Genomic DNA, 23,210 nt, shown 5'->3' with positions numbered 1-23,210 from the left:
TCCGTGGCACCATCTATCCCGTAGAGGTGTTCTCCCCGGATCGGTATAGCAGGACTCTCCTTGTGAATTCCCCACCCGAGACCCCGCCAGCGGCGGACGAGCAGACGGCGAAGGCCCCCGTGTCCGACGCCGACCTGCTCACCCGGCACATCGCCGGGGATCCGCACGCCTTCAGTGAAATAGTCAAGCGACATCGAGACCGCATGTGGGCGGTCGCCCTGCGCACGCTGGGCGATCCCGACGAGGCGGCCGACGCCGTTCAGGACGCCTTCGTCTCGGCCTACCGCAAGGCCGGGAGTTTCCGCGGCGAGGCGGCCGTGACCACCTGGCTGCACCGCATCGTGGTCAACGCCTGCCTCGACCGCATGCGCAGGAAGTCCGTGCGCCCGGTGGCCGACGACGAGCTCGTCGAGGCCGCGGAGCGCGAGACCCCGGTGCTCGACCAGACGGCCGAGCGCGAGGTGTCCATGGAGGTTTCGGCGGCCCTGAAGCTGCTGCCCTCCGACCAGCGCGCCGCGCTGGTGCTCGTGGACATGATGGGTTACTCCGTCGAGGACGCGGCCCAGGTGCTGGAGGTGCCGAGCGGCACGGTGAAGAGCCGGTGCGCTCGCGGACGGGCGAAACTCGCCCCGATTCTTTCCCATTTGCGGAACCGATCAGACCTGTCTCGCGTCTCATCCGCGAAGGGAGCAGAACTTCGTGACGGGTGATACGCACTACGACCTGGAGATCTTGGCCGAACTGGCCGAGGGACTCCTCGACGCCGCCACGGCCATGCGGGTACGCGAGCATCTCGCGATCTGCGATCCCTGTGGCGAGAGCCTCGCCGACCTCGCGGCGGTCCGTGAGGTCCTGGCGGCGACCCCCACACCGGCGATGCCGATGGGAGTCGCGCTGAGGATCGACCGCGCGCTGGCCGCCGAGGCAGAGAGCTTCCGTGGAGGTGGAGTGGGCCTGGTGGAAGCACCGGCCTGGGACGACATAATGCGCGACGCGCCGTGGGAGACCTCCTCTCCCGCAGAACCGGCGCCATGGGAGACGACCCCCCTGAGGGCCCCGCTCCCCGAACAGGAGCCCGAGCCTGAGCCCGCCGTGCGGCTGGGGGTCGTCGGCGACGACGGCACCGTGGTCCCGGTGGCCCCGGCCAGGCGCCGCGGCGCGAACCGGCGGCGCCGGTGGGCGATGCCCGCCGCGGCGGCGGGCGTGGCGGCGGCGGTGATCGGCGCGACCGCGCTGACGGTCGGGACACTGTCGGCGTCCGGCCCGGACCCCGTACACCAGATCGCGCAGCCCGCGCCGGTGGACACGATCCAGTACACGCTGACCGACAGCAACTGGAACTACACCGACGCCGAGCTCCGCGGCTCGCTGCTCGGCTACATCGGCCCCGGGACCATCGTCGGAACGACCGACAACTCCAAGATCGACCAGTGTGTCCAGCAGGTCTCGGCGAAGGTCGGCAAGTCGCCCTTCGCCGTGGACCAGGGGTTCTACAACGGGCAGGAGGCCAACATCCTGCTCTTCTGGCAGAACCAGGCCGAGAACACGGTGCGCGTCCACGTCGTGGGCCCGCAGTGTGACGATGTGCGCAAGCCAGGCTTCGCAAGCTGGGAGTGACCAGGACGACGTGGCCCCGGATGACCTCGACAGGCCGTCCGGGGCGACCGTTGGTGAGACACCCGGGGTGATCGGCGGCGGGTAATCCGCTTCCAAAGCCCCCGTCCTTTTCGTGGGTGCCCGGCATGGATTCGTCCGTGCCGGGCTTTCCCGTTCACCGGTGGATCCGTCACCGCGCCGGGCGGGAATCACCGGCGCCTAGGATCTGTTGACGCCGGTGGCATCGACAGAGGGAGAGGCGCGAGCGCAGATGGACGTCCGGAATGTGATCATCATCGGATCGGGTCCCGCCGGTTACACATCGGCGGTGTACTCCGCGCGTGCCGACCTCAAGCCGCTGGTCTTCGAGGGGTCGGTCACCGCGGGTGGCGCCCTGATGAACACCACCGAGGTGGAGAACTTCCCCGGCTTCCCCGACGGGATCATGGGCCCCGACCTGATGGACGGGCTGCGTAAGCAGGCCGAGCGGTTCGGCGCCGAGCTGGTCGCCGACGACGTGGTCGAGGTCGACCTGGCCGCCACCCCCAAGGTCGTCAAGACCGCCACCGACACCTACTACGCCAAATCCATCATCCTGGCCACCGGGTCGGGCTACCGCGAGCTGGGCGTGCCGAACGAGAAGCGGCTGTCGGGACACGGCGTGTCCTGGTGTGCCACCTGTGACGGGTTCTTCTTCCGCGGCCAGGACATCGTGGTCGTCGGCGGCGGCGACACCGCGATGGAGGAGGCGACCTTCCTGACCCGGTTCGCGGCGTCGGTGACGGTCGTGCACCGCCGGGACGAGCTGCGCGCCAGCAAGATCATGCAGGATCGGGCGTTCGCCAACGAGAAGATCCGCTTCCTGTGGGACAGCGAGGTCGTCGACGTGCTGGGCGAGAGCAAGGTGAGCGGGGTGCGGGTGCGCAACCTCAAGACCGGCGCGGAGAGCGAGCTGGCGGCCACCGGCCTGTTCATCGCGATCGGGCACGACCCTCGCACCGAGCTGGTCAAGGGCCAGGTGGAGCTGGACGACGAGGGTTACATCAAGGTGGACGCCCCCTCGACCCGCACCAATCTCGACGGCGTCTTCGCCGCGGGCGACGTCGTCGACCACACCTACCGTCAGGCGATCACCGCCGCGGGCACCGGCTGCGCCGCCTCGCTCGACTCCGAGCGCTGGCTGGCCGACCACGAGAACGCGTGACGACCGGCGGGTGAGGGCGGAATGTGACGGCGGGGCCTCCGCCCGACAGGGCGAGCCTCAGAGCCTTCAGGGGTTTCAGAGCCTTCAAGGGCCTTGAGCGCCGTCACACGCCGCCGGACATCGCTGGACACGCGTCGCCCGGACAACAGCACGCTCAGACGCGCACCCGGTGAGCGCCGGGTGCGGCGCACCACCATAGGCACCGCCATCGGGAACAGTCCTCAGGCAAGTCTTCAGGCAACAGTCCTCAGGCAAGAGGGAGAGCAGGAACCTTGGGCACCATCAAGCACGTGACCGACGCCAGCTTCGACGCCGACGTCCTCAAGAGCGACAAGCCCGTCATCGTCGACTTCTGGGCCGAATGGTGCGGCCCGTGCCGCCAGGTCGCGCCCATCCTGGAGGAGATCGCCGGCGAGAACGCCGAGAAACTCACCGTCGTCAAGCTCAACGTCGACGAGAATCCGGCAACGGCGACAAACTACGGCGTACTCCAGATTCCTACCCTGAACGTCTATAAGAACGGAGAGGTTGTGAAGCAGATCATCGGCGCCAAGCCGAAGGCCATGCTGCTTCGCGAACTTGAGGGCATCATTTAGGCCCCCTGCGGTCGGCCGCCCCCCACGGCGTGTCCGCCCGTATCACCCGCTTCCGAGCGGCACACCCACCCATTGAAAGCCCCCCGTCTCACCGCGGGGGGCTTTCACATGCGCGGGGCTTCCAACAGCGGGCTTCCCGGTCGTACGCCAGGCGGGCCCACGGGCCGCCCTGGAGACGGGCTCACGGCCCTCGGCTCTGGAGGCGAGCTCACCAGCCTCCGGAGGCGGGCTCACGGCCCCGGAGGACGCGTTCGGCTTCGAGGAGGGCGTTCGGCCCCAGAGCGTGGCGTACGGGCTCCAGAGGGTCTCAGACGGGCCGCAGCGCCCTCTCTGGACTCATGGACCCGAGGAGCCTCTCCAGTGCCACCTCGACGTCCTCACGCCACGAGACGGCGTTCTTGAGCTCCAGGCGGAGGCGGGGAAAGCGCAGGTGCGGGCGTACCGTCTTGAAACCCACGGAGAGCAGGTAGTCGGCGGGCATCAGGCACGCGCCCGGCTGCTCCCACTTGAGGTCGCCGAACGCCTCGATCGCCCGAACCCCGCGCCGGGTCAGGTCCTTGGCCACGCCCTGGACCAGCATCCGGCCCAGTCCGCCCCCGGAGAACTCCGGGATGATGTGCGCGGTCATCAGCAGCACCGCGTCCGCGCTGACCGGGGAGGTCGGGAAGGCCACCGAGCGCGGCACGTAGTGGGGTGGCGCGTAGAGCACGAACCCGGCCGCCACCCCGTCCACATATACGATCTTGCCGCAGCTTCCCCACTCCAGCAGGGTCGAGGAGATCCAGGCCTCCTTCTCCAGCCCCGGATCACCGGCCTTCACGGCCCGGTCCGCGTTGACGGGATCGAGCTCCCAGAAGACGCACCGGCGGCAGCGGCGCGGCAGGTCGTCGAGATTGTCGAGGGTGACGTTTGCCAGCCGACGCGACACCTGTTGGCCCCAATCCTGGCGAGACGAGTGCAAGCCATGGCGAAAAACGCGCGAAAACGGCGTCTCCAGCTGGCATCGTAGCCCAGTGCGGGTCTTGGTTTCAGGAGGTCCCGTCCCCACACGCAGACGACTACAGCCCCTGACGTACCCTGGTTTCTCTGGTATGAGCGCTTTGTGTGCTCCACACAACCTAGGAGGTGGACCGTGCCCCAAGACAACGATCACGGTCAGACCATCGCCCCGATCCAAGGGTCGCGCATCGACGCCTACGTCGACCGTTACGCGGCACGAGCAACCGGGATGGTCGCCTCCGAGGTGCGAGCTCTCTTCTCCGTCGCGTCGAGGCCCGAGGTGGTCTCGCTCGCCGGCGGCATGCCGTACGTCACCGCCCTCCCCCTGGACGTGGTGGGGGAGCTGGTCGCCGACCTGGTCGCCAGGCGCGGTCCCGTCGCGCTCCAGTACGGCTCGGGGCAGGGCGACCCGCACCTGCGCGAGCAGATCTGCGACGTCATGCGGATGGAGGGGATCGAGGCCAACTCGGACGACGTCGTCGTGACCGTCGGCTCCCAGCAGGCCCTCGACCTGATCACCCGGATCTTCATCGACCCGGGTGACGTCGTGCTCGCCGAGGGACCCTCCTACGTCGGAGCCCTGGGCACCTTCTCCGCCTACCAGGCCAGGGTCATCCACGTCGCGATGGACAGCGAGGGCATCGTCCCCGAGTCGCTGGCCCAGACCATCTACGCCCTGAGGAGCGCGGGCAACCGGATCAAGTTCCTCTACACGATCCCCACCTTCCAGAACCCCGCGGGCGTGACGCTCAGCGCCGCCCGCAGGCAGCAGGTCCTGGAGATCTGCCAGCGGGCCGACGTGCTGATCGTCGAGGACAACCCGTACGGCATGCTCGGCTTCGACGGCGAGCCCATGCGGACGCTGCGCGCCGACAACGCCGACGGCGTCGTCTACCTCGGCTCGTTCTCCAAGACCCTGGCCCCCGGTTTCCGGGTCGGCTGGGCCCTCGCCCCGCACGCCATCCGCGAGAAGCTGGTGCTGGCGATGGAGTCCGCGGTCCTGTCGCACTCCTCCTTCACCCAGCTGGCCGTCGGCCAGTATCTCGCCACCCAGCCCTGGCGCGAGCAGATCAAGGCGTTCAGGGAGCTCTACCGCGAGCGCCGCGACACCATGCTCTCCTCGCTGGAGGCCCTGATGCCCGACGGCGTCACCTGGACCCGCCCCGGTGGCGGGTTCTTCGTCTGGGCGACCCTCCCCGAGGGGCTCGACTCCAAGGCGCTCCTGCCCCGCGCGGTCGCGGAGCGGGTGGCCTTCGTGCCGGGCACCGGTTTCTTCGCCGACGGCGGCGGCGCGCGGCACATGCGGCTCTCCTACTGCTATCCCGAGCCTGACCGCATCCGCGAGGGCGTCCGCCGCCTGGCCGGGGTGATCGGGCAGGAGCTCCGGGTCCGCGACACCTTCGGGACCGGTTCGCCCGCCGAACGCGCCGGTATCGACACCCCGGCCCCCGACCTCGCGTAACCCCGCCACACCCCGTTCCCCCGCCAGGTGTCCCGTGCCACGGGGCACCTCCGGCATGAGCTCCTCCCCCCGGTGCCGTACGGTGACTTCCTGCGCCGGTGCGCGGTGATCGATCCCGATCCGTCGGGACAACCGGGCCGCGCGTGACGAGAGCGACAGGACAGGCTCGGAGCGGGCCTTGACGAGAGGTATGTCGGATGAGTGACCTGGGCCACGTGCTCGTCCTGGCGGGCGGGCTCTCCTACGAGCGAGAGGTCTCGCTGCGTTCGGGCCGGCGGGTGAGCGAGGTGCTGCGGGCGGCGGGCATCTCCGTGGAGACCCGCGACACCGACGCGTCACTGGTTCCCGCCGTGCTCGCGGACCCGCCGGACGCGGTCTTCGTCACCCTCCACGGCGGAGCGGGCGAGGACGGCGCCATCCGCTCGGTCCTCGAACTCCTCTCCGTCCCGTACGTCGGCGCCGGCCCCGACGCCTGCCGGGTCGCCTACGACAAGCCCACCGCCAAGACCGTCGTCCGCTCTGTCGGGCTGCGCACCCCCGAGTCGGTGACGCTGCCCAAGGAGACCTTCCACGACCTCGGCGCCTCCGCGGTGCTGGCCCGCATCGTGGACCGCCTCGGCCTCCCCCTGTTCGTCAAGCCGTCCCGCGGCGGCTCGGCGCTCGGCGCGTCGGTCGTCCGCAGCGCCGAGGAGTTCCCCGCCGCCATGGTCGGCTGCTTCGCCTACGGCGACACCGCGCTGATCGAGCGCTGTATCGAAGGGGTCGAGGTCGCCGTCTCCGTGGTCGACCTCGGGAGCGGGCCGGTGGCGCTGCCCCCCGTGGAGATCGTCGCCAACGAGGGCGTGTACGACTACGCGGCCCGCTACACCGCCGGGCACACCGAGTTCTTCGCCCCGGCGCGCCTCTCGCCCGAGGCGTCGGCGGCCTGCGCCGAGATGGCCGTGACCGCGCACACGGCTCTCGGTCTCAGGGACATCTCCCGCACCGACCTGATCGTCGACGCGGACGGCCTGCCCCACTTCCTCGAGGTGAACGTCGCCCCGGGGATGACCGAGACGTCCCTCCTCCCCATGGCCGCGGAGGCCGCCGGGGACGACCTCGGCACCCTCTGCCGGGTCCTCCTGGAACAGGCCGCCATCCGCGGGGCCTGACCCCCTGGCCCGGCTCCCCGCGAGGGCCGCCGCACCGGTGAACGGTGGCGGCCTTCCCGGTACGAGGACCGGGTCTGTGAACGAGACGATCCCGGTGGGCGGGCCGGGTCGAACCGGCGGATGGGTGGGCGGGCCGGGTCGGGTCGACAAGGCGATGGGTCACGGCGGGTAGGTCGGCTCAAATCGGCGGACGGGTGGGCCAGGTTCGGGTCGGGGCGACGGGGCGACGGGGCGACGGGGCGACGGGGCGACGGGTCACGACGGGCAGATCGACTCAAATCGGCGGACGGGTGGGTGGACCGGGCCGGGTCGACGGGTCGCGGCGGGCAGATCGGATCGAACCAGCGGACGGGCGGGTGGGCCGGGTCGACGGGGCACGGTGGGTGGCCGATTCGAATCGGGTCGGCGGGTCGATGGGTGGGCCGGGTCGATGAGGTGGACCGGGTCGATGAGGTGGACCGGGTCGATGAGGAGCCGGGTCGGCGGATAGGCCGGGTCGGTGCACAGGTCGGGCTTCCCCCTACGCTGGCCGTGTGCTGACCTCTACCCCATTCCCCAAGAGCTTCGCCAGCGACAACCACGCGGGCGTACACCCTGCGGTTCTCACCGCCATCCTCGAAGCGAACGCCGGAGACGCCCTCCCCTACGGCGGGGACGCCTGGACCACCGCGATGCAGGACGTCTTCCGCACCGAGTTCGGCGCCCACGCGACCGCCCACCCGATGTTCAACGGCACCGGCGCCAACGTCGTGGGCCTCGGGCTCGTACTCCGGGCGTACGACGCGGTGCTCTGCCCTGTCACCGCCCACATCAACACCAACGAGTGCGGTGCCGCCGAACGCGTGCTGGGCGCCAAGCTGGTCACCCTCCCCACGGGGGACGGCAAGATCTCCGTGGACGATCTCCGTGGCCAGCTGTCCGTGCTGGGGGATGAGCACCACTCTCAGCCCAGGGTCGTCTCCATCTCCCAGGTGACCGAGTGCGGCACCTGTTACACCGCCGACGAGATCGCCGAGCTCGCGGAGTTCGCGCACGCGCACAACCTCTTCCTGCACATGGACGGCGCCCGGCTGGCCAACGCGGCGGCCGAACTCGGCTGCTCGCTCCGCTCCCTCACCACGGACGCGGGCGTGGACCTGCTCAGCTTCGGGGGGACCAAGAACGGCGCCATGGGCGCCGAGGCGCTCGTGGTCCTCCGTCCGGAGCTGAACGCCGCGGCGCCGTTCCTGCGCAAGCAGGGGATGCAGCTCGCCTCCAAGATGCGCTTCGTCTCCGCCCAGCTGACCGCTCTCCTCACCGGGGAGCTCTGGCGCGAGAACGCCGCCCACGCCAACGCCATGGCCCACCGCCTGGCCCAAGGGATCGCCGATCTCTCGGGCGTCTCCCTGCGCTACCCCGTGCAGTCCAACGCCGTCTTCCCCGCCCTCCCGGAGAAGGCCATCGCGGAACTACAGCAGCGCTATCTCTTCCATGTCTGGGACGCGGCCGAGAACGTGGTCCGCTGGGTGACCGCCTTCGACACCACCCCCGAGCATGTCGACACTTTCGTCGCCGACATCCGTCTCGCCGTCCAGGATGCCGTCGGCTCTTGAGTGACCTCTGTTTCACGTGAAACAGCCCTCCCTCAGGAGCAGCGACTGTTTCACGTGAAACACCGGCCGCTACCCCCTGGGCCACCCCTCTCCCGCGCACAAGATCCAGGCATTCCGCAGATGCCTCTCCCACACGAGAAGATTCCCGGACGTTCCGCAGAACGAGAGTCCGGCATCCTCACCCCTCCCGATACGCCCGTCCTCCTCACCGAGGGCTCACGTCTCGCCGAGGACCGCCGGTCCGCATGTCCCGCGACCGCATGTCCCGCCGACCGATGTTTCACGTGAAACGCTGCCGCCCTCGCCATTGCGGCAGCGGGAGCCTCCCGGTGAAACGACCACGGCGGGCGACTGACTCCGGCACCGCGTAAAAAGCCCCTCCCTCGCCGGGGCGTGGCGTCTCCCCCTCTTCTCATATCCCTCTCCGCGCGACGCCTCTCCCCTCCTCCTCGCAGCAGTCGCGTCGACACCGGACATACGGCCCCGAGGCCGTGCACACGCACCCGCGAGGCGCCACCGGAAGGCGGTGGACCCTTCGATCGCCGCAACTCCGTACGGCGAAGCACAGGGGGCGAACGGAAGGCGGTGGTGCGGGGCACCGGAAGGCAGGGAGCGCGGAACAGGATGCGCATGCACGGAAGGCCGGACGCGGAAAGGAGGCGGGGAGGAGGGCGGGGAAACAGGCGCGTATGAAGGCCGCTGAGCGCTGGAGCAGTTGGAGAGCGGCCGAGCAGGTGCAGCGGCCGGGCGCGAGAGCGCTGTGCCACCAGAGCGGAAAAGGTCCGAGAACGGCCTGCCCACCCCTGAATATGAGAGCGGCCTCGCTGTTTCACGTGAAACAGCGAGGCCGCTCTCATATCCGAGGAACCGTCCGGGAAGGCCGGCCGCCGGGGGTCATCCCGGAAGGCAGCCACCCCGGAAGGGGCCTCGGGGGAGATTCACCGGCTCGGCGGGATGCGCCACGGGCTCGCGTTCACGGCCTCCTGAGCCGGTGAGATCATCCTTCCATCGCCTGCAACGACCCCGGAGCCATCGTGCCGATGATGCGCTCCAGATCGTCGATGGTCGCGAACTCCACCACGATGCGCCCCTTGCGACGGCCGAAGTCGACCTTCACCCGGGTCTCGAAGCGGTCGGAGAGGCGGTCGGCCAGATTCCGCAGGGCGGGCTCCTCGTCGGGCTTCGCCCGGGGTGCACGCGGAACCGGCGCCGGGGCCGCCTTGGCGTCGCCCACCGCGACGATCTCCTCGACCGCGCGGACCGACAGCAGCTCGGTCGAGATCCGGTTGGCGAGGTGTTCCTGGGCCGCGGGATCGTCCAGGCGGAGCAGGGCTCGGGCGTGGCCCGCGCTGATCGTTCCGGCCGCGACCTTGCGCTGCACCCCGGGCGGCAACTTCAGCAGGCGCACCGTGTTGGTCACGTGCGAGCGGGAGCGGCCGATGCGGGTGGCGAGCTGCTCGTGGGTCGCGCCGAAGTCGTCGAGCAACTGCTGGTAGGCCGCCGCCTCCTCCAGGGCGTTGAGCTGCTCGCGCTGGAGGTTCTCGATGAGCGCGTCAAGCAGGAGCTTGTCCTCCTGGGTCTCCCGCACGATCGCGGGGATCTCGGAGAGCCCGGCGGCCTTGGAAGCGCGCCAGCGGCGCTCTCCCATGATCAGCTCATAGCGACCCTCGCCCGTGGCGCGCACCACGATCGGCTGGAGCAGGCCGACCTCCCCTATTGAGGTGGCCAGTTCCTGCAGGGCCTCCTCGTCGAAGATGTCGCGCGGCTGACGCGGGTTGGGCACGATGTCGTCGACGGGAATCTCAAGGAAGTAGGCGCCCGCGACCGGCTTGGGACCGGGCTGCTCCGGCACCACCGCTTCCGGCACCACCGGCTCCGGGGCGACCATGGTCACGGTCATCGACACGGGCGTCTCCGCGACGACGGCCGGACCGGTCGGGATGAGCGCCCCCAGCCCCCTGCCCAGCCCTCTCGGCTGCTTACTCACTGCCCCTCCCGAGACTCAAGGTGTCGCACTCACTGACATACCCGTGGCCGCGGCCACGGGATTCCGGGTGCTCATACGGCCACACCGCGATAGGCGATCTCGCGGGCGGCGTCCATGTAGGCCATCGCGCCGCTGGAACCCGGGTCGTACGTCATGACCGACTGACCGTAACTCGGCGCCTCGGAGACGCGCACGCTTCGGGGGATCAGCGTGCTCAGCACCGTCGCGCCGAAGTGGGAGCGGACCTCGTCGGCGACCTGGGAGGCGAGCCGGGTGCGCCCGTCGTACATCGTCATGAGGATGGTGGAGAGGTCGAGCGTGGGGTTCAGGTGCGCGCGGACCAGATCCACGTTCCTCAGCAGCTGGCCAAGACCTTCCAGCGCGTAGTACTCGCACTGGATGGGGATCAGCAGCTCGTTCGCGGCCATCAGCGCGTTGACCGTCAGCAGGCCGAGCGAGGGAGGGCAGTCGATGAGGATGTAGTCGAACGTGACGGCGTCGTAGGCGGTCAGCGCGCGCTGCAGGCGGGCCTCGCGAGCGACCATGGAGACCAGCTCGATCTCCGCGCCGGCGAGGTCGATCGTGGCGGGGGCGCAGTAGAGGCCCGGCATGTCCGGGACCTCCTTCACGGCCTCCGCGAGCGGCAGGTCCTCCACGAGCACCTTGTACATGTCCGGTACGTCACCGCGGTGCTCGACAGCCAGGGCCGTCGAGGCGTTGCCCTGGGGGTCGAGGTCGACCACGAGCACCCGCTGGCCGTGCATGGAGAGCGCCGCCGCCAGGTTGACCGACGTGGTGGTCTTGCCGACGCCGCCCTTCTGGTTGGCGACGGTGAAAATCCGGGTTTTGGCAGGGCGAGGCCAGTCTCCGTCCCTGACCCCGGCGGAACCTCCGGGAGCGACGGCGGTCTTCTGGGCCGATGTTTCACGTGAAACCACTGAGCTGAGTGCCTCTCGTACCAGCGGCGAGTCGCCGGGATTAAGGGGGGTCTGGGTCACGGTCGTTTTCCTTTCAACCGGCCTGACTACGGCACCGGGAGCTGGTGCCGGCCAGCCCAGACCGGAAAGGCGTCCATGGGGCAAAACGGCGGGAACCTCGGGCCAGCCGAGACCGCTCCTCGCGCTGGCGATCGCACTCGAACGGTCGTTCACTGGCCTCGTACTCGCTTTGCTCGGTTTATCTGGTGGCCTCGCGCTTATCTGCCTCGCGAGGCACGATCCTTCCGGCGAGAGGCCTTCCGCGCTCCTTCGGGAGCTCGACCGGCGACCACCCGGATGAGAGTTGCGGGCGGCTCGACCTTACCGTGCCCGACCGATGTAAGCTCAGCGGTTTGCACCCCACTCGACCGCAATTGCGGCTCGGCGTCCGCCAGCTCCTCCGCGGCACGCTCGCCCTTCATGGCCAGCAGCTCACCCCCCTCGCGCAGGAGAGGTAACGACCATTTCAGCAGACGGTCGAGCGGTGCCACCGCGCGGGCGGAGGCGATGTCGAACTCCCGCCTGCCCGCGAACTCCTCGGCCCGGCCGCGCAGCACCTCGACGTTGTCGAGTTTCAGCGACTCCACGCACTCCTCCAGGAAGACCGTTCTGCGAAGAAGCGGCTCCAGGAGGGTGACGGTGATGTCGGGCCGTACGATCGCCAGCACCAGGCCCGGCAGGCCCGCACCGGAACCGATGTCGACCAGGCGCACATCGGCGGGCACGGCCTCGGCGATCACCGCGCAGTTGAGCAGGTGGCGGTCCCAGATGCGCGGTACCTCCCGCGGGCCGAGCAGCCCGCGCACCACCCCGGGACCGGCCAGCATCTCCGCGAAGGCCTCCGCTCTCGCCCAGGCGTCGCCGGTGAACACCTCGCGCGCGACCTCGGGCGGTTCGGGGATCTGGTCACTCACTCGACGCTCACTCTTCCCTCGGAAATATCGGGGTCAGGCCGGTCTCAAGGCTAACGGCCCGCTTCGACGCCGTCGTACAGCACGGGGGTTGACGGCGCCGTCGGAGGCCGTAGAGCGCGGAACCGCGACACCGTACGGCACGCATACGGCCACGGCTAATACGGCTATACGGCTTATAAGGCGAGATCGTGGGATGTGCGGACGGCGGCGTCAGGGCTGGGGCGCGGGCGGCGGCCGTGTGGCACGGACCGCGAGAAAGGCCGGAAGAAGGTCAAAGGAAGGTCGGGAGAAGGCCAAGGGAAGTCCGGGGGAGCCCCTGAGAAAAGCCGGTGGCCCTGAGGCGAGCCAGGGCCCCGAGGCGGCGGAGATCCTGAGAAGCCGGAGGTCCCAAGAGGCCGGAGGTCCCAAGAAAGGCATGAGAAAGGCCGCCGTCCCCGGTAACCCGGGGGCGGCGGCCTCTGTCAGCCCGTGCCGTCGCGCTGAGGCGCACTAAAGCTGAGGCGCACTAAACAGGAAGGACCACCACGAAACGACGGGGCTCCTCGCCCTCGGACTCGCTCCGCAGGCCCGCCGCGGCGACGGCGTCATGCACGATCTTCCGCTCGAACGGGGTCATCGGCTGCAGCGACTTGGGCTCGCCGTTCCGCTTGACGTCCGCCGCGATCTTGGTGCCGAGCTCGCTCAGCTCGCTCCGGCGGCGGTCGCGGTAGCCGCCGATGTCGAGCATCAGGCGCGACCGCTCGCCCGTCTGGCGGTGGACCGCGAGGCGGGTCAGCTCCTGGATGGCCTCCAGCACCTCGCCGTTGGGGCCGACCAGGTCGCCGCCCTTGATGTCGACGACCGACACCACGGCGCGATCGCCTTCGACATCCATGTCGATGTCACCGTCGATGTCGGCGATGTCGAGCAGACCCTCGACGTAGTCCGCCGCGATCTCGCCTTCCTGCTCCAGGGCGGCGAGATCGGGAGCCGCCTTCACGGGCTCCTTCTCGGCCTCGGCCTCGGTCACGTCCGGCCACTCCTTCGTGCTGTCGGGATGAGACGTCAGGATTTCTTGCTGCCGGTCCGCTTGCTGCGGGGCTGGCGGGTGGGCTGCTGCCGGATCACCTTGGCCTCCGGTACGGGCGGCGCCTCGGGCTCGGGAGTGGTCTTCTTGACCTTGCTCAGCAGGCTCGGCTTGGGCTCGGGGGTCGTGATGTTGCCCTTGGCGTCGACCACCGGGGTGGGGTTGCGGCTGTAGAACCAGTGCTGCTGGCCGAGGGTCCAGAGGTTCGTGGTGACCCAGTAGAGGATCAGGCCGAGGGGGAAGTTGAGCGAGAAGATCGCGAACAGCGGCGAGACGTACATCAGGATCTTCTGCTGCTGCGCCATCGGGTTGTCCGGCATCTGGGCGATCGAGCGGGTCACGCTCTGCCGGACGGTGAGGAAGGTCGTCAGCGAGCTGACCGCCACGAAGATCGCGAGCACGACCTTGGTGATGATCGGGTCGGCGTCCAGCTTGAGGATGTCGGCCGAGCTCGTGAAGAACGTCGCCGGGATCGGGGCGCCGAAGATGTGCGCGGCCCGCGCGCTGTCGACGAGCTCCTGCGTCATGCCGAACTTGGCGTGGCCCGCGGCCATGGCCTGCAGCACGGTGAACATCGAGATGAAGATCGGGAACTGCGCCAGGATCGGCAGGCAGCCACCCAGCGGGTTGGCTCCCTGTCCCTGGTACAGCGCCATGACCTCCTGGTTCATGCGCTGCTTGTCGTTCTTGTACCGCTTGCGGATCTCCTGGACCTTGGGCGCGAGCTCCTGCATCTTCTTCGACGAGCGCATCTGCTTGAGGAAGAGCGGGAAGATCAACAACCGCATCAGCACGGTGAGCGTGATGATGGTCAGCGCCCAGTTGAGCCCGTTGTCCTTCGGGATGAAGGTGCTGTAGCCCTGGTGAATCCAGGTGATTACTTGGGCGACGGCTGTGTACAGCCAGTTCAGCCAGGACAGCTCCACCGAGCTAGCTCCCTTGCGTTTCGTCGGACCGACCCGGGCGCGGGGGCACCGGGTCAAAGCCTCCGGGATGGAATGGGTGGCAACGCCCGATTCTCCGGATCGTCAACCAGGTGCCGCGCAGCGCGCCGTGAACGGCCACGGCTTCGAGGCCGTAGGCACTGCACGAGGGGTGGAAGCGGCAACGGGGACCCAGCAGAGGGCTCACGAAGGCCCGGTAGAACCGGATCGGAGCCATCAGGATCCTGGCAGCCGGAGAAATTCCAGCGGTCTGCTGCGCCGTCATCATCGCCCATCCATGCGAGCCCCGGGGGGCTCCAGCCGCCTGAGTAAACGATCCAGCGCGACGTCGAGTTCGGCGGCAATGCGCTCGCTTCGCGCGGACGCGGCCGGTGGATTGGCGCGTACAACCAGCAGGCTACCTCTCGGAAGCCGGTCGAGACGGTCTCGCATGAGGTGTCTCAACTGACGCTTAACCCGATTTCTGATGACCGCGCCTCCTACGGCACGGCTCACCACGAATCCCACCAGGGGGGGAGAATCCCTGTCAGAACGCATGCCGAGATGCGCGACCAGGGTGGGGCGGCCTGCTCGGCTTCCCCTTCTGATCGCGCCGGCGAACTCGTCGCCCCGGCGCATGCGGGACCCGGACGGCAGCACGAGAGATCTTGGTCACCCTGGGCAGGTACGCCCGTCGCCCGCCGGCAGCGATGCCGACGGGCGACGGGCGCTACTGCCTAGGCCCGGCGGACCGGGCACAACGGATGCGTCAGGCGGAGATCTCGGCGCGGCCCTTGCGACGGCGAGCGGCAAGGATGGCGCGGCCGGCGCGGGTGCGCATGCGGAGCCGGAAGCCGTGGGTCTTCGCACGACGGCGGTTGTTCGGCTGGAAAGTACGCTTGCTCACGAGTGGGCTCCAGGCTCAGGACGCATCCCCAGCACATGGGGACGCTCGACAGTGGCTGGCTTACCGGATGCGGGGCATGCGAAATAGCCGCCGCGTGGCAAGCCGACCGTCGTACGTTACGGGTCAGGCGTGTCCCAGGTCAAACCGGAGAGTGTTCCCGAAGCACGCGCTCACAGGTTATCCACGTTTCCACAGGCACGTTATCCACCGGCGCCTCGCCGTCCACAGGATGTGCACTCCGTCCCCCCCGTACGCCACTAGGCTGTGGACAACGTCTTGTACACAGCTGTGGACAGGGCTACTGTCGGCCCTTCCAGACCCTCTCTCCGCTGCGAGGACGCGTCGGACCGCAGGTAACGGGCTGTGCACAGCCTGTGGATTCGATGTGGATTTCGTATGGCGCCCACGAAGGGGCCAGGGGACTCCCGGCACGTGGACAACGACGAGATCCGGTGCGCCCGGCGGCCACCGTTGTGGATAAACAGATCGCGGTAGGCCAGCGGGCCGCGTCGGGAGGAGGGGAGCCGGACCATGGACGGAACGGACCTCAGCGCGGTCTGGGCGAGGGCCCTTGAGAACTCCCTGAACGAGAACGTCCCGTCCCAGCAGCGGGTCTGGCTCAACATGACCCGGCCCTTCGGCCTGATGAACGACACCGTGGTGCTCGCCGCGCCCACGGATTTCGCCAGAGATGTCCTGGAGAACAAGCTTCGTCCGCTGATCAGCCAGGCGCTCTCCCAGGAGTTCGGCCGCCCGATGCGGGTGGCGGTCATGGTCGACCCCAGCGCGGCGGGTCCCGAGTCCGCGCTCACCCCCCGTCAGGACACTTATCCCCAGGCCCAGCCGCCGGGTTATACACAGGCGGGCGGGACCCAGCAGGGTTATGCACAGCCCGCTCAGGGCCAGCACCACGGGGGTTCCGGGCTCCAGCACCCCTATCCGGGGGGTGGCCAGGCCGCGCAGCCGTCCACCGACTATCCACAGGCTCAGCCGTTCTCCTACCCCTACCAGCAGGGCGAGGAGTCGCCCCAGCCATATCTCCCCGCGGAGCCGTCGCCGCCCCCCTCTCCGGGGGAGCAGGGCGGCGGATACGGCCGCGGATACACCCCGCAGCCGTCCCCGCCTCGGCCCGAGCCCGACTCCTTCGACCGTGGCGCGCCGCCCGTGCCCGCCGCGGGCGGCGCCGGGGGCGTGCAGAACAGGTGGGACGGCCGAGGGAGCCGCACACCGGGCGAACCGGCCCGGCTGAACCCGAAGTACACCTTCGACACCTTCGTGATCGGCTCCAGCAACCGGTTCGCGCACGCGGCGGCGGTCGCGGTGGCCGAGGCGCCCGCGAAGGCGTACAACCCGCTGTTCATCTACGGTGACTCGGGCCTGGGCAAGACCCACCTGCTGCACGCGATCGGCCACTACGCGCAGAGCCTGTACGACGGCGCGCGGGTGAGATACGTGAGCTCGGAGGAGTTCACCAACGACTTCATCAACTCCATCCGCGACCACAAGGCCGACAACTTCCGGGGCCGCTACCGGGCGGTGGACATCCTGCTGGTGGACGACATCCAGTTCCTGGAGGGCAAGGAGCAGACGCAGGAGGAGTTCTTCCACACCTTCAACACGCTGCACAACTCCAACAAACAGATCGTCATCTCCAGCGACCGGGCGCCGAAACAGCTGGTCACGCTGGAGGACCGGCTGCGCAACCGGTTCGAGTGGGGGCTGATCACCGACGTCCAGCCGCCCGAGCTGGAGACCCGGATCGCGATCCTGCGCAAGAAGGCGATCCAGGAGGGCCTCGCCGCGCCGCCGGAGGTGCTGGAGTACATCGCCAGCCGCATCTCGACGAACATCCGTGAGCTGGAGGGCGCCCTGATCAGGGTGACCGCGTTCGCGAGCCTGAACCGGCAGTCGGTGGACCTGCAGCTCACCGAGGTCGTGCTCAAGGACCTGATCACCGAGGACGCGGGCTCGGAGATCACCGTCGCCACGATCATGGCGTCCACCGCCGCTTACTTCGGGCTCTCGATCGACGACCTGTGCGGCGGGTCGCGCTCGCGGGTGCTGGTGACCGCCCGGCAGATCGCCATGTATCTGTGCCGGGAGCTGACCGACATGTCGCTGCCGAAGATCGGCCAGCAGTTCGGTGGCCGCGACCACACCACGGTGATGCACGCCGACCGGAAGATCCGCTCCCTGATGGCCGAGCGGCGCTCGATCTACAACCAGGTCAACGAGCTGACGACCCGGATCAAGCAGCAGTCCCGCAATGGATGATGAGGTTTTTCACCCAGTGATGCACAGGCTGTGGAAAACCTTGTGGATCAACGGTTCGCGGGGGCCCGGGAGGCTCCGGGGCGTCCAGCCATGATCATCCGGAAACCCGCTGGTCCGAACGCTGTTCGGCGCCTGTGGACAACTCTGGGGAGAACTTGGGGACAACCTGTGGACAACTCGTGGATAACCTGGGGACGCCCTGTGGGGAGAGTTTTCCACAGGGACAAAACGACCTCCTACCCCGTGGATAACCTGGGGAAACCTCGTGGAAAACTTGGGGACAGAGGGCACCGAACCTGGGGACGGCCTGTGTGTACTCCGAGGTTCTCCCCAGCCCCAAGAGTTGTCCACAGTCTCCGCCCACAGCCCCGGTGGATGAAAAAACAGCACTTGACCTGCGGAAACAATGGCTTTCCACAGTATCCACAGCCCCTATTACGAAGGCCACTTGTATCTCTAACTAGGAAACCCAAGAGCCATAAGAGGGGTTCCGAGGGAGCGCAGGTGCGCGACAGTGAACACTTGAACCCCAGGCACCGAGCGGATGGCGCTCGACACACAGGAGGCAGATCCACGTGATGTTCCGGGTCGACCGAGACGTGCTCGCTGAGGCGGTCGCATGGACGGCGCGCAGCCTGCCGGCGCGTCCCTCCGTGCCGGTGCTGGCCGGCATGCGTCTTGAGGTCACGGAGAGCGGGCAGCTCAAGCTGTCGGGCTTCGACTACGAGGTCTCCGCCGAGGTGACCCTCGAACTGCAGACGGGCGAGGCGGGCGTGGTGCTCGTCTCGGGAAGGCTTCTGGCCGAGATCACCAGGGCGCTTCCCGCGCAGCCTGTGGATTTCGTCGTGGAGGGCGCCAAGGCGGTCGTCACCTGCGGTAGCGCCAGATTCACCCTGCTCACCATGCCGGTGGAGGACTACCCCTCCCTGCCGACCATGCCCCCCGCCGCGGGCCGGGTGGGCAGCGACGTGTTCGCCTCGGCCGTCGGCCAGGTCGCCGTGGCCGCGGGCAAGGACGACACCCTGCCGATGCTCACCGGCGTCCGCGTGGAGATCGAGGGCGACACGGTCACGCTCGCGGCGACCGACCGCTACCGCCTCGCCGTGCGGGAGCTGAAGTGGCAGCCGGGCCAGCCCGACTTCTCGGCCATCGCGATGATCCCGGGCAAGACCCTCGCCGACACGGCCAAGGCCCTGGGCGGCACCGGCGCCGAGGTGGAGATCGCGATGAGCTCCGCCGGCGGCACCGGCGAGGGCATGATCGGCTTCTCCAGCGCGGGGCGCCGCACCACCACCCGGCTGCTCGACCCCGAGTTCCCCAAGTACCGCTCGCTGCTGCCGACGGAGTTCTCCGCCCGCGCGGAGCTGCCGACGTCCGCCTTCGTCGAGGCCGTCAAGCGCGTGGCCCTGGTCGCCGAGCGCAACACGCCCGTACGGCTCGCCTTCCGCGGCGACGAGGTCGTCCTGGAGGCGGGCAGCGGCGACGAGGCGCAGGCGGTCGAGGTGCTCCCCGTCGACTTCGAGGGCGACGACATCAACATCGCCTTCAACCACCAGTTCCTGCTGGAGGGGCTCGGCGCGATCGACTCCGACGTGGCCCGACTGCAGATGACCACGTCCACCAAGCCCGCCATCCTCACCGGAGGCAAGCCGGCGGACGACGGCGGTGTCCCCGACTACCGCTACCTGATCATGCCCATCCGCCTGTCCAGCTGATGGCGGCCCCGCGACGGCCCGGCGCGGCGGATCCCCCGGTGGACCCCGCGACGGGCCCCGTGGCGGCTCTCGGGAACGATCCCGCGACGGCTCTCGGGAACGATCCCGCGCCGACGACGGCGACGTACGAGGGCGCGGGAGCGCGCGGCGGGGCCGGAGGGGGAGCGACGTGGCTCAAGGCGTGCCTGAACGGTGCCAGGAGACCCGGCGACCACCCGGCCCTCCCCCTGACCCCCCTGGAGCTCGCTGAAGCGGCCCGTGAGGCTCGTGGGGCGGGTGCGGACGCCGTTCACATGCATCCGCGTGACGAGGCGGGCAGCGAGTCGCTCAGCGCCGCCCACATCGGGGCGGCCGTGCGCGCCGTGCGCGAGGCGTGCCCCGGCCTCCCCGTCGGGGTGAGCACGGGGCTGTGGATAACCGGCGGGGATGTGGACGCGCGGCGCGACGCCGTCCGAGGCTGGGCCGCGCTCGCCCCCGGCGACCTGCCGGACTTCGCGTCGGCGAACCTCTCCGAGCCCGGTTTCGAGGCCCTGTGGCATGATCTGCGACGGCTCGGGGTGGACGTGGAGGCCGGGGTCTGGTCGGTGGACGACGCCGACGCGCTCGCCGCGACCGGCCTCCGGTGCGTGCGGGTGCTCGTCGAGATCATCGGCGGTCCCACGGGCACCGCCGTCTCCCGGGCGCGCGCCGTCCTGGGCCGCCTCGCCGACCTCGGCGTCCCCGGCCCGAGACTGCTGCACGGCGAAGGGGAGCCGACGTGGATTCTCCTGGACGAGGCGGGGCAGGCTGGACTGGCCACGCGCATCGGCCTGGAGGACGTCCTCCACAGCCCTGTGGGTAACCCTGTCGGCGGGAACGCCGAGCTGGTAAGGCTCGCGCGGGCACGCCTGGCGTAGGTGAATGATGAAACCCTGAAGGGGGTGCTCGTATGCAGATCGGCATGGTCGGGCTGGGCAAGATGGGCGGCAACATGGCCGAGCGGCTGCGCCGCGGAGGCCACGACGTCGTCGGTTACGACCGCGATCCCGAGGTCAGTGACGTCCCCAGCCTTGAAGAGCTCGTGGAGCGGCTCCAGGCGCCGCGCACCGTGTGGGTCATGGTGCCCTCCGGCGACCCGACCCGGGCGACGGTCAAGGCGCTCGGCGACCTGCTGTCGCCCGGCGACATCCTCGTCGACGGCGGCAACTCGCACTATGTCGACGACCAGAAGCACGGCGCCGAGCTCGCCGCCAAGGGCATCGGCTTCGTCGACTGCGGCGTGAGCGGCGGCGTCTGGGGGCTGCAGAACGGCTACGCGCTCATGGTCGGCGGCGAGGAGGCCAACGTCGAGCGGGTGATGCCGATCTTCGAGACCCTCAAGCCCGAGGGGGAGGACGGTTTCGTCCACGCCGGCACGGTCGGCGCCGGCCACTTCGCCAAGATGGTCCACAACGGCATCGAGTACGGCATGATGCAGGCCTTCGCCGAGGGCTGGGAGCTGCTTGAGGCCTCCGACATCGTGACCGACGTGGCCGGCTCCTTCAAGAGCTGGCGGCAGGGCACGGTCATCCGCTCCTGGCTGCTCGACCTGATGGTCCGCGCGCTCGACGAGGACCCGTCCCTGGCGGAGCTGGAGGGCTACGCGCAGGACTCGGGCGAGGGCCGCTGGGCGGTGCAGGCCGCCGTCGAGCACGCGGTCCCGCTGCCGGTCATCACCGCCGCCCTGTACGCCAGGTTCGCCTCCCGCCAGGACGACTCGCCGGCGATGAAGGTCGTCGCGGCCCTGCGCAACCAGTTCGGCGGCCACGCGGTCACCTCCAAGGCGGGCTCGGCCGAGAAGGGCGCCGACTCCCCCGGCGCCGACGTCACGCCCCCGGTCGAGGCGGCCGGATAGCCCGCCGTCCCCCTGCGGCTCGCGCCATGCCTTTTCCGCCGGGCGCGAGCCGTACGGACGTGGGAGGCCCCGGTGACGGACGGGGCCGACTAATCTTCCTGGGGTGCATGTCGCCCATCTCTCCCTGACCGACTTCCGGTCCTACGAAACCGTCGACCTCGGCATGGAGCCGGGGGTCACGGCCTTCGTGGGGCCCAACGGCATGGGGAAGACCAACCTGGTCGAGGCGCTGGGTTACGTGGCGACGCAGGCCAGTCACCGGGTCGCCACCGACGGGCCGCTGGTCCGGCAGGGCGCGGCGCGGGCGATCGTCCGCTCGTCGGTGGTGCGCGACGACCGGCGCGCGCTGATCGAGCTGGAGATCAACCCGGGCAGGGCCAACCGGGCCAGGCTGAACCGTTCCCCCGTCTCCCGTCCTCGCGACGTCGTCGGCCTGCTGCGCACGGTCCTGTTCGCCCCCGAGGACCTCGCCATGGTCAAGGGCGACCCCTCCGAGCGGCGCCGGTTCCTCGACGACCTCCTGGTGGCCAGGACGCCCAGGTTCGCGGGGGTGCGCGCCGACTACGACCGGGTGCTCAAGCAGCGCGGCGCCCTGCTGCGCACCGCCGCGCAGGCCCGGCGGGGCCGGGGCAGGAGCGCGCGGCGGGCCGAGAGCGACGCGGCGTTCGCCGAGGCGGGGGCGGGAGACCCGCTGACCACCCTGGAGGTCTGGGACGCCCACCTGGCCACGCACGGCGCCGAGCTGCTCGCGGCCAGGCTGGAGCTGGTCGAGACGCTGCGCCCGCTGGTCGCCGCCTCGTACGCCTCCCTCGCGCCCGACTCCGCCCCCGCGGCGCTGGAGTACCGCGGCACCCTGCACGCGGACGCCGGGACCGACCGCGCCGAGCTGGCGGAGCGGCTGCGGGCCGGCCTGCTGGAGGTCCGCGCCTCCGAGCTCGAACGCGGCGTCACCCTCGTCGGCCCGCACCGCGACGACCTGTTCCTCGGCCTGGGCGAGCTGCCGGCACGCGGCTACGCCAGTCACGGCGAGTCGTGGTCGTTCGCGCTGGCGCTCAGGCTGGCCGCCTACGACCTGCTCAGGGCCGACGGCGGCGACCCGGTCCTGATCCTGGACGACGTCTTCGCCGAGCTGGACAACAGGCGCAGGCGCCGCCTGGCCGAGATGGTCGCCCCCGCGGAGCAGGTGCTGATCACCGCCGCTGTTCCCGACGACGTGCCGGTGGAGCTGGCCGGGGGCCGCTTCGACGTGACCGAGGGAGGCGTGGCCCGTGTCCGATGACGGTGGCGAGGGCGTGAGCGGCCCGGTGCCCGTACCACGGGTTTCGGAGCCGGGGCGGCGCGGCCGGGGCGGCGCGGCCGACCCCGGGGCGGGCGACACGGGTGGCACAGGCGGTACGGACGCGGGCGGAGGGGCCGCCGGTTCGGCGGGGAGTGCCGCCGCCAAGGGGGCCGCGATGGCCAGGGAGAAGCTGGCCCAGGCCAAGTCGGACGCCGCCAGGCGCGGTCAGCTTCCCCGCCGGGAGCCGAGGCGCAGGGCGGCGGGGCCGCGCAGGGACTCCGGTGATCCCCAGCTCTTCGGCAGGGCCATCGCCGACCTGCTGTCCGACCGGGGCTGGGAGCAGCCCGCCGCGATCGGCGGGGTTTTCGGTCGCTGGCACGAGATCGTCGGCGCCGACATGGCGGCCCACACCAAGCCGGAGACCTTCGCCGAGGGGGAGGTCGTGGTGGTCGCCGACTCCACCGCCTGGGCCACCCAGGTCCGTCTGCTGGCGAGGACGCTCGTCAGGAGGTTGAATGAGGAGCTCGGGGACGGAACGGTGCAAAAGGTAAAAGTTCGCGGGCCGCAGAACGGCCCCCGTTCCAGCGGCGGCCTGCGGGTCACCGGGAGCCGTGGACCGGGCGACACGTACGGCTGATCCGGGCCTGAAAAACGGATCAGCGGCTCCCCTGGCGCGACGAACCCCCTCCGCGTAG

General features: G+C 69.9%; 22 protein-coding genes. 13 read left to right on the top strand and 9 right to left on the bottom strand.

The window, feature by feature from the left end; all coding sequences use genetic code 11:
* Positions 1-62 precede the first annotated feature (62 nt).
* The 4 genes from sigM to trxA all read left to right on the top strand — a co-directional run bounded on the left by sigM (position 63) and on the right by trxA (position 3,396).
* Entirely contained in the window at positions 63-710 is a 648-nt protein-coding gene (gene sigM, locus ABD817_RS05345) for an RNA polymerase sigma factor SigM (RefSeq protein WP_329088091.1), read from the top strand.
* Positions 700-1,617, top strand: coding sequence for a zf-HC2 domain-containing protein (locus ABD817_RS05340; RefSeq protein ID WP_344915528.1), 918 nt, complete (start codon positions 700-702; stop codon positions 1,615-1,617). Before sigM ends, ABD817_RS05340 begins: the two co-directional genes overlap by 11 nt.
* A gap of 250 nt (positions 1,618-1,867) precedes the next feature.
* Positions 1,868-2,800: a thioredoxin-disulfide reductase gene (gene trxB / locus ABD817_RS05335; protein WP_344915526.1), complete on the top strand. Its 933-nt coding sequence runs from the start codon at positions 1,868-1,870 to the stop codon at positions 2,798-2,800.
* A 272-nt stretch (positions 2,801-3,072) separates the two neighbouring features.
* Positions 3,073-3,396: a thioredoxin gene (gene trxA, locus ABD817_RS05330; RefSeq protein WP_344915524.1), complete on the top strand. Its 324-nt coding sequence runs from the start codon at positions 3,073-3,075 to the stop codon at positions 3,394-3,396.
* A 307-nt stretch (positions 3,397-3,703) separates the two neighbouring features.
* On the opposite strand, the gene ABD817_RS05325 is transcribed toward trxA, so the two are convergent.
* Entirely contained in the window at positions 3,704-4,324 is a 621-nt protein-coding gene (locus ABD817_RS05325) for a GNAT family N-acetyltransferase (RefSeq protein WP_326646217.1), read from the bottom strand.
* 300 nt (positions 4,325-4,624) lie between these two features.
* Between ABD817_RS05325 and ABD817_RS05320 the strand changes: the two genes are divergently transcribed.
* The 3 genes from ABD817_RS05320 to ABD817_RS05310 all read left to right on the top strand — a co-directional run bounded on the left by ABD817_RS05320 (position 4,625) and on the right by ABD817_RS05310 (position 8,600).
* Positions 4,625-5,857 carry an aminotransferase-like domain-containing protein gene (locus ABD817_RS05320; RefSeq protein WP_344915618.1) on the top strand — a complete coding sequence of 411 codons (1,233 nt, stop codon included), beginning with the start codon at positions 4,625-4,627 and terminating at the stop codon, positions 5,855-5,857.
* A 197-nt stretch (positions 5,858-6,054) separates the two neighbouring features.
* Positions 6,055-7,008, top strand: a complete 954-nt coding sequence (locus tag ABD817_RS05315; RefSeq protein ID WP_344915522.1) for a D-alanine--D-alanine ligase family protein — start codon at positions 6,055-6,057, stop codon at positions 7,006-7,008.
* 533 nt (positions 7,009-7,541) lie between these two features.
* Positions 7,542-8,600, top strand: coding sequence for a threonine aldolase family protein (locus ABD817_RS05310; protein ID WP_344915520.1), 1,059 nt, complete (start codon positions 7,542-7,544; stop codon positions 8,598-8,600).
* A gap of 997 nt (positions 8,601-9,597) precedes the next feature.
* Here ABD817_RS05310 and ABD817_RS05305 read toward each other — a convergent pair.
* The 8 genes from ABD817_RS05305 to rpmH all read right to left on the bottom strand — a co-directional run bounded on the left by ABD817_RS05305 (position 9,598) and on the right by rpmH (position 15,374).
* On the bottom strand, positions 9,598-10,587 hold the full coding sequence (locus ABD817_RS05305; protein WP_344915518.1) for a ParB/RepB/Spo0J family partition protein: 990 nt from the start codon (positions 10,585-10,587) through the stop codon (positions 9,598-9,600).
* Between the two features lie 71 nt (positions 10,588-10,658).
* A complete protein-coding gene (locus tag ABD817_RS05300; protein WP_344915516.1) occupies positions 10,659-11,585 on the bottom strand; it encodes a ParA family protein in 927 nt (308 codons plus the stop codon).
* Between the two features lie 197 nt (positions 11,586-11,782).
* The gene (rsmG, locus tag ABD817_RS05295) at positions 11,783-12,478 is read right to left on the bottom strand and encodes a 16S rRNA (guanine(527)-N(7))-methyltransferase RsmG (protein WP_344915514.1); all 696 of its coding nucleotides are present in this window, start codon (positions 12,476-12,478) and stop codon (positions 11,783-11,785) included.
* A gap of 505 nt (positions 12,479-12,983) precedes the next feature.
* Entirely contained in the window at positions 12,984-13,487 is a 504-nt protein-coding gene (locus ABD817_RS05290) for a Jag family protein (protein ID WP_344915512.1), read from the bottom strand.
* A gap of 35 nt (positions 13,488-13,522) precedes the next feature.
* Positions 13,523-14,470: a membrane protein insertase YidC gene (gene yidC, locus ABD817_RS05285; protein ID WP_344915510.1), complete on the bottom strand. Its 948-nt coding sequence runs from the start codon at positions 14,468-14,470 to the stop codon at positions 13,523-13,525.
* A gap of 4 nt (positions 14,471-14,474) precedes the next feature.
* Positions 14,475-14,756, bottom strand: a complete 282-nt coding sequence (gene yidD / locus ABD817_RS05280) for a membrane protein insertion efficiency factor YidD (RefSeq protein WP_425583256.1) — start codon at positions 14,754-14,756, stop codon at positions 14,475-14,477.
* The gene (gene rnpA, locus ABD817_RS05275) at positions 14,753-15,127 is read right to left on the bottom strand and encodes a ribonuclease P protein component (protein ID WP_344915508.1); all 375 of its coding nucleotides are present in this window, start codon (positions 15,125-15,127) and stop codon (positions 14,753-14,755) included. The genes yidD and rnpA overlap by 4 nt, the downstream gene beginning before the upstream one ends.
* 109 nt (positions 15,128-15,236) lie before the next feature.
* A complete protein-coding gene (rpmH, locus tag ABD817_RS05270; protein WP_329088117.1) occupies positions 15,237-15,374 on the bottom strand; it encodes a 50S ribosomal protein L34 in 138 nt (45 codons plus the stop codon).
* Between the two features lie 531 nt (positions 15,375-15,905).
* Here rpmH and dnaA point away from each other — a divergent pair.
* The 6 genes from dnaA to ABD817_RS05240 all read left to right on the top strand — a co-directional run bounded on the left by dnaA (position 15,906) and on the right by ABD817_RS05240 (position 23,152).
* Positions 15,906-17,648, top strand: a complete 1,743-nt coding sequence (gene dnaA / locus ABD817_RS05265; RefSeq protein ID WP_344915506.1) for a chromosomal replication initiator protein DnaA — start codon at positions 15,906-15,908, stop codon at positions 17,646-17,648.
* Positions 17,649-18,223: 575 nt separating this feature from the next.
* On the top strand, positions 18,224-19,363 hold the full coding sequence (gene dnaN / locus ABD817_RS05260; RefSeq protein WP_344915505.1) for a DNA polymerase III subunit beta: 1,140 nt from the start codon (positions 18,224-18,226) through the stop codon (positions 19,361-19,363).
* A 38-nt stretch (positions 19,364-19,401) separates the two neighbouring features.
* Positions 19,402-20,259: a 3-keto-5-aminohexanoate cleavage protein gene (locus ABD817_RS05255; protein WP_344915504.1), complete on the top strand. Its 858-nt coding sequence runs from the start codon at positions 19,402-19,404 to the stop codon at positions 20,257-20,259.
* A gap of 32 nt (positions 20,260-20,291) precedes the next feature.
* Positions 20,292-21,236, top strand: a complete 945-nt coding sequence (gene gnd / locus ABD817_RS05250) for a phosphogluconate dehydrogenase (NAD(+)-dependent, decarboxylating) (protein WP_344915502.1) — start codon at positions 20,292-20,294, stop codon at positions 21,234-21,236.
* A gap of 103 nt (positions 21,237-21,339) precedes the next feature.
* Positions 21,340-22,515, top strand: a complete 1,176-nt coding sequence (recF, locus tag ABD817_RS05245; protein WP_344915500.1) for a DNA replication/repair protein RecF — start codon at positions 21,340-21,342, stop codon at positions 22,513-22,515.
* Complete coding sequence (locus tag ABD817_RS05240; RefSeq protein WP_344915498.1) at positions 22,505-23,152, top strand: DciA family protein; 648 nt, start codon at positions 22,505-22,507, stop codon at positions 23,150-23,152. The genes recF and ABD817_RS05240 overlap by 11 nt, the downstream gene beginning before the upstream one ends.
* The last annotated feature ends 58 nt before the right edge of the window (positions 23,153-23,210 follow it).

This window comes from Streptosporangium oxazolinicum (assembly GCF_039537505.1).
Lineage (GTDB): Bacteria > Actinomycetota > Actinomycetes > Streptosporangiales > Streptosporangiaceae > Streptosporangium > Streptosporangium oxazolinicum.
Note: the sequence above shows the minus strand (reverse complement) of the source record. Positions and strands in the feature narration are given on the sequence as shown.

Coding starts and splice junctions, on each gene's coding strand:
- ABD817_RS05315 (WP_344915522.1), top strand. CDS start 6,055: ATGAGTGACCTGGGCCACGTGCTCGTCCTGGCGGGCGGGCTCTCCTAC.
- dnaA (WP_344915506.1), top strand. CDS start 15,906: ATGGACGGAACGGACCTCAGCGCGGTCTGGGCGAGGGCCCTTGAGAAC.
- ABD817_RS05320 (WP_344915618.1), top strand. CDS start 4,625: ATGGTCGCCTCCGAGGTGCGAGCTCTCTTCTCCGTCGCGTCGAGGCCC.
- gnd (WP_344915502.1), top strand. CDS start 20,292: ATGCAGATCGGCATGGTCGGGCTGGGCAAGATGGGCGGCAACATGGCC.
- yidD (WP_425583256.1), bottom strand. CDS start 14,756: ATGATGACGGCGCAGCAGACCGCTGGAATTTCTCCGGCTGCCAGGATC.
- trxB (WP_344915526.1), top strand. CDS start 1,868: ATGGACGTCCGGAATGTGATCATCATCGGATCGGGTCCCGCCGGTTAC.